Below are 4949 nucleotides of genomic sequence, written 5' to 3' on the forward strand. Positions count from 1 at the left end.
AGAAAGGTAGTCGGAGAGGCCGCCTTTAGCGGGAATCCGATAGAGAGGTTCGTAGTTAACCCAGTACGGGTCAAAGCGTACAAAGCTAATTCTAGATGCAATATTTGCGTACAGAATTAGTAACTATAACTTCGCTAGTAAGGCTAACTGGAAAAATTTAGTAGAGGTTCAAGGTCGCTTGCAGTATCAACCGAAACCGATTAATAACTCGCAAGAATACGAGCGATTTTTAAGCATAATTGAAGGGATGATGTCACGGGAGTTAAGCAATGACGAAGGACTATTATTTGATTTATTGGTGTTATTAGTGGAAGAATACGAGCGGAAACATTATCCGATCGCCCGAACAAATCCTACCGCTACGTTAGAATCTTTACTGCATGAATTCGATATCGATAGGGAGTGTCTTGTCGATATTTTCGGCGATCGGGATAGAGTAGAATCGGTGATAGGGGGGAAACAAGCGATCGCTCCCTCTCAAGCCGAGTCTCTAGCCGAATTTTTTAATCGTTTAAGTGCGAAACTGGCGTTAAGCGCCCGTGATTTTCTCTTGTAGCCTCGCTTTCCCTCGGGGACTGGGGGGGAAGACCATATAACAAATCCTTACTTTCTTCATAACTTTAGATTAATTAAGATAATGTTACAAAACTTTATGAAAAAGGCGTAGTATGATAATTTACGCCAGTAAAGCGAACACAATAAGGAGCAACACCCATAATGCAGTCGGCCGAGATGTTGCTGACAGTCCCCAAAGAGTATTTAAAAGCACCGGGGGGCTTCAACCCAAACGTTACCATGTTTTTCAGTGCCTTGAGCCTAATAACCCTATCTACCTGTGGCTATTGGCTATGGTCCTGGCCGGACTGGATTTGTTTTAGTGCTAATGTCCTCGCTTTACATTTATCGGGGACAGTTATCCACGATGCCTCTCATAATTCTGCCCATAGGAATCGGGTATTTAATGCTATTTTAGGTCATGGCAGTGCTTTAATGCTCGGTTTTGCCTTTCCGGTCTTCACTAGAGTCCATTTACAGCACCACGCGCACGTTAACGATCCCGAAAATGATCCGGATCATTTTGTCTCCACTGGTGGACCGTTGTGGATGATTGCGGCCAGATTTTTTTATCACGAAATCTTCTTTTTTAAGCGGCAACTCTGGCGAAAATACGAACTGCTGGAATGGTTCCTCAGTCGTCTTTTTGTTGCTACCATAGTCATCGTCGCCTGTCAATTCGGTTTTATTGGCTATGTGATGAATTTTTGGTTTGTTCCTGCTTTAGTGGTGGGAATTGCCCTCGGTTTATTTTTCGATTATCTTCCCCATCGTCCTTTCCAAGAGCGCAATCGTTGGAAAAATGCCCGCGTTTACCCCAGTCCCCTCTTAAATCTGCTGATTTTAGGACAGAATTATCATCTCGTGCATCATCTCTGGCCGTCGATTCCCTGGTACAAATACCAACCGGCATACTATGCCACCAAACCGCTTTTAGACGCAAAAGAGTGTGAACAGTCTTTAGGTTTACTGCAAGGTAAGAATTTCTGGAGTTTCCTCTACGATGTCTTCTTGGGGATTCGCTTTCACTCCCATTCTTCTAAAACTTCTTGATCTCACTTATCGTAATGGTGAGGTACAAAGTTGTCATTTTGGCAAGTCGCTGGTCGATTTTATGAGAAACTTTGTATCTGTACTGGTTTTGTTGTCAACTTGATTTTTTGAAGGAGGATTTTATGGGTCAACATTGGGGAAAAGCCTTAATTTTAACAACAACTTTCTTGACAATTAACATCGATTATGCTAGGTCTTTAACCTTTGGTGAGGCCGTGGGTATTGGAGCGGGGGCCTTGTTAATCAACCGGGTGGTACAGGATAATAGACAACGTTATCGATTTGTGCCACCAGAGCAAGAATTTCAGCGCGGACTAGAGGACGGGTTTAACTTTGCCCGCTATGATAATCCGCGCAATTCCAGAGACTACGATGACGGTTTTATCGAGGGACGAAGACGGCGGGAGTCGGGTTGGTCCAGTCCCAACCGGAGAAGTTAATTATTTTTTTGGTCTGCGTCCCACTTCGGCGGTTTCTTGAATGGAAAAGATCCTCAATTTGCCGTCGATGGGAGCGACTTTAGCCACCGCTTCCGATGCCACTATATAGTTATCACCCTCGGTGTTGGTAATATTGACTACCCGCGCGCGAGTGATAATCGCCATCTCGTTATTAGCAAGAATATCCACGTCCCAATTCTCAGAAAGAACCTCTATACTTTTGATATTTTTGTAGGATTCCTCTAAAAATATTTTATGTTCCGTGATACCATCTAACTCAAAAATTTCGGTACTAGCATCGGTTTTAATGGTCAATTGCGAGGAAATAAACGGGGCATAGTGTTTGAGGATTAGGGCGATATTTTTATCTTTAATAGCGGTTTCAATGTCTTGAATCATTGCTTTAATTTCCGCTTCACTGATTTTTTGTCCCCCATCGCGATTACTCGATTGTTTCACTGGCACTATCGAGGGATTAGCATGGACAAAAGGGGGGGAGATGCTGGGGAGAAAGGATAAACCGAGCAATAGAACAATTAATTGGGGAGAACGCATAATTTAATAAACTTGGTAAATTCAACCCGAATCATAGCATTTTCTCGTTACCGAATAAATCCTCAAGGTGAAAGTCCCTGGTTAGGGAAGCTAAGAGAGCAAAATTCTGGCTGTGCAAAGTCTAGGTTGATCCTTTAGCTATTTTTGGCTTGATATTTCCAGAATAACAGGGGTATGATCGCTAGGTTTTTCTTGTTTTCTGGGTTCTCGATCGATCAGACAATTAACGGCTTTTTCGTATAGCTGAGGAGTTAAATAAAGATGATCGATTCGCCAACCTCGGTTACGAGCAAAACCACCGCTGCGATAATCCCACCAACTATAATGTCCCGCTGCCGAGGTGAATTTTCTAAAGGCATCTTGTAAGCCAATTTCTAACACCTTTTCTAAAGCTTCTCTTTCTTTAGCTGAAGACATAATATGATTTTCTTTGCCCTTGGGATCATAAATATCTTTATCTTCTAAGGCAATATTAAAATCCCCACAGATACATAATTCTTCTGGTTGAGAATTAATAATTTTATCTAGATATTTCCTGAGAGTTTCTAACCATTTAAGCTTATAAATATACTTGTCACTATCTAGGGAAGAACCATTAGGAACGTAGAGATTGATAATCCGAATATCGCCGATTACTCCAGTAATTACCCGTTTCTGTTCGTCTAGTTCTCCTGTTAAATTTTCGCCGATAATTGGACTAAATCCTACAGTGATATCGTCCAGGGGTTTTCGGCTAAAAATCGCCACACCATTATAGGATTTTTGTCCAGAAATATAGAGATGATAACCCAAAGATTCAAAAGCTTCTCTGGGAAAATCTCGATCGATTACCTTAGTTTCTTGCAAGCACAAAACCTCAACGGGATTGAGTTGTAACCAATTAATTACCTGCTCTTGTCGGCTGCGAATCGAGTTGACATTCCATGTGGCGATTTTCATAGCTAAAAACCGATAATTTTTCTCACACTTCCTCAGCAAAACTGGTGCGACGCACAAACTCAAAAGGACCGGCGATCGAACCCCAGACTAATTGATCGGTTTCGGGATCTAAACCGCGATCAACGCTAATTAATCCCCGTTCACTAATTTCAAAACTATTATCTAAATAAGTCATTCTATCTTTGCGAAAGACTAAACATTGTTTACCCGGTTTCACCACCCCTTTAAAACTGTTACCTGTCCAAGTGACATTCATATCACAACCCAGCATCGGTTCTAATAGGTCTAAGGTGAGATTTTTGAGACGCTGGGGTTCTCTAGAAGCACCAAAAAAGTTAGCTTCCTCTTTAACTTTAAAGTTTTCTAGTTCAATATGATCATCGACTACCGATAATTTAAATACTCGCAAACGATAGGGAGTATTGAGCATAAAATCGTAGGCCTGCTCTAAAAATAAGCTGGTTCCCTTCAGTAATTCATCGGGCAAAGGGCGCATACACACGCGAATATGGGCAAAAAAAGGCGGATTAGCAAAAGCTTGTTCTTGATTACTAAAATCCGCCGCCATCCAGCGCGCTAGGGTTTTTATATCCGTGGGATGAGTCATAGTTTTTGAGATGTGAATGGCTATTAGCTATCAGCCATCAGCTAGTTAATCGCTCTGATAAATTTTCACTGATTACTGATAACTATGCCCCGATAATTGTTATTGTGCGATTACTTTAATTTCGATATCGGCACTAACTTCGGGATGGAGTTTGACTTGTACTTTATAGACTCCCAATTGACCGATATCGGGGACGGTAATACCACGGCGATCGATTTCTAATTTAGCATTTTCTAGAATAACCGTAGCCACATCTTGACTGGTGACAGTACCGAAAATGGCCTCGTTTTCACCCACCTGTTTAGGGATGCTGTAGGGACTGAGTTTTTCGATCGCAGTTTTTCTGGTTTCCGCTTCTTGTTTTTCAGCGAGGAGACGTTGACGCTCTTTTTCTTTCCTAAATTCTGCCTGTTTAATCGCGCCCTTGGTGGCTAAAACGGCCACCCCTTGGGGGATAAGGTAATTGCGCGCATAACCGGGGGCCACTTCCACCACATCGCCATTTTCACCTAATTTGCTGACTTTTTGATTGAGGATAACCTGCATTCGTTTCGCCATGATCTTGACCTAAAACAATAGTTCCAAAACCCCTATCATACCATGCAATCGTTTTTATCTGTCCTCCCATCCGGACCGTCAGTTAGCTATGGAAAAACTCCTTGGGGTTTGCTGAATAAATCTAACAACCTTGTTGGATAAGGTTTTTAGACTTTTTTCCCTCAAAAACTGCCGACCTTTGGGGTGAACCCCACACCCCACACCCTGTCCCCACGAAAAACTTTTTCAGCAAACCCTAAATA

The 4949-nt window shown here is 42.2% G+C and carries 7 protein-coding genes; 3 read left to right on the forward strand and 4 right to left on the reverse strand.

Features of this window, described 5'->3' with window-relative positions:
- Window positions 1-178: 178 nt before the first annotated feature.
- The 3 genes from IQ242_RS16695 to IQ242_RS16705 all read left to right on the forward strand — a co-directional run bounded on the left by IQ242_RS16695 (window position 179) and on the right by IQ242_RS16705 (window position 2048).
- Window positions 179-556: a type II toxin-antitoxin system HigA family antitoxin gene (locus tag IQ242_RS16695; protein WP_193960743.1), complete on the forward strand. Its 378-nt coding sequence runs from the start codon at window positions 179-181 to the stop codon at window positions 554-556.
- Window positions 557-717: 161 nt separating this feature from the next.
- Window positions 718-1608 (forward strand): beta-carotene hydroxylase, encoded by an 891-nt coding sequence (gene crtR, locus IQ242_RS16700; RefSeq protein ID WP_110579091.1) that lies wholly within the window; start codon window positions 718-720, stop codon window positions 1606-1608.
- 122 nt (window positions 1609-1730) lie between these two features.
- Window positions 1731-2048 carry a hypothetical protein gene (locus IQ242_RS16705; RefSeq protein ID WP_193960744.1) on the forward strand — a complete coding sequence of 106 codons (318 nt, stop codon included), beginning with the start codon at window positions 1731-1733 and terminating at the stop codon, window positions 2046-2048.
- Here the strand turns inward: IQ242_RS16705 and IQ242_RS16710 are convergent, their stop codons facing one another.
- The 4 genes from IQ242_RS16710 to rplI form a co-directional block, all read right to left on the reverse strand.
- Entirely contained in the window at window positions 2049-2603 is a 555-nt protein-coding gene (locus IQ242_RS16710; protein WP_193960745.1) for a hypothetical protein, read from the reverse strand.
- Window positions 2604-2741: 138 nt separating this feature from the next.
- Complete coding sequence (gene xth / locus IQ242_RS16715) at window positions 2742-3542, reverse strand: exodeoxyribonuclease III (RefSeq protein ID WP_004163269.1); 801 nt, start codon at window positions 3540-3542, stop codon at window positions 2742-2744.
- A gap of 22 nt (window positions 3543-3564) precedes the next feature.
- On the reverse strand, window positions 3565-4149 hold the full coding sequence (locus IQ242_RS16720; RefSeq protein WP_193960746.1) for a chromophore lyase CpcT/CpeT: 585 nt from the start codon (window positions 4147-4149) through the stop codon (window positions 3565-3567).
- Window positions 4150-4248: 99 nt separating this feature from the next.
- On the reverse strand, window positions 4249-4707 hold the full coding sequence (rplI, locus tag IQ242_RS16725) for a 50S ribosomal protein L9 (RefSeq protein WP_012264300.1): 459 nt from the start codon (window positions 4705-4707) through the stop codon (window positions 4249-4251).
- Window positions 4708-4949 lie beyond the last annotated feature (242 nt).

It is taken from the genome of Microcystis sp. LEGE 08355 (assembly GCF_015207185.1).
GTDB lineage: Bacteria > Cyanobacteriota > Cyanobacteriia > Cyanobacteriales > Microcystaceae > Microcystis > Microcystis panniformis.

Excerpts from the sequence above, each read along its gene's own strand:
- rplI (WP_012264300.1), bottom strand. The coding sequence starts at position 4,707 with ATGGCGAAACGAATGCAGGTTATCCTCAATCAAAAAGTCAGCAAATTA.
- IQ242_RS16720 (WP_193960746.1), bottom strand. The coding sequence starts at position 4,149 with ATGACTCATCCCACGGATATAAAAACCCTAGCGCGCTGGATGGCGGCG.
- xth (WP_004163269.1), bottom strand. The coding sequence starts at position 3,542 with ATGAAAATCGCCACATGGAATGTCAACTCGATTCGCAGCCGACAAGAG.
- IQ242_RS16705 (WP_193960744.1), top strand. The coding sequence starts at position 1,731 with ATGGGTCAACATTGGGGAAAAGCCTTAATTTTAACAACAACTTTCTTG.
- crtR (WP_110579091.1), top strand. The coding sequence starts at position 718 with ATGCAGTCGGCCGAGATGTTGCTGACAGTCCCCAAAGAGTATTTAAAA.
- IQ242_RS16710 (WP_193960745.1), bottom strand. The coding sequence starts at position 2,603 with ATGCGTTCTCCCCAATTAATTGTTCTATTGCTCGGTTTATCCTTTCTC.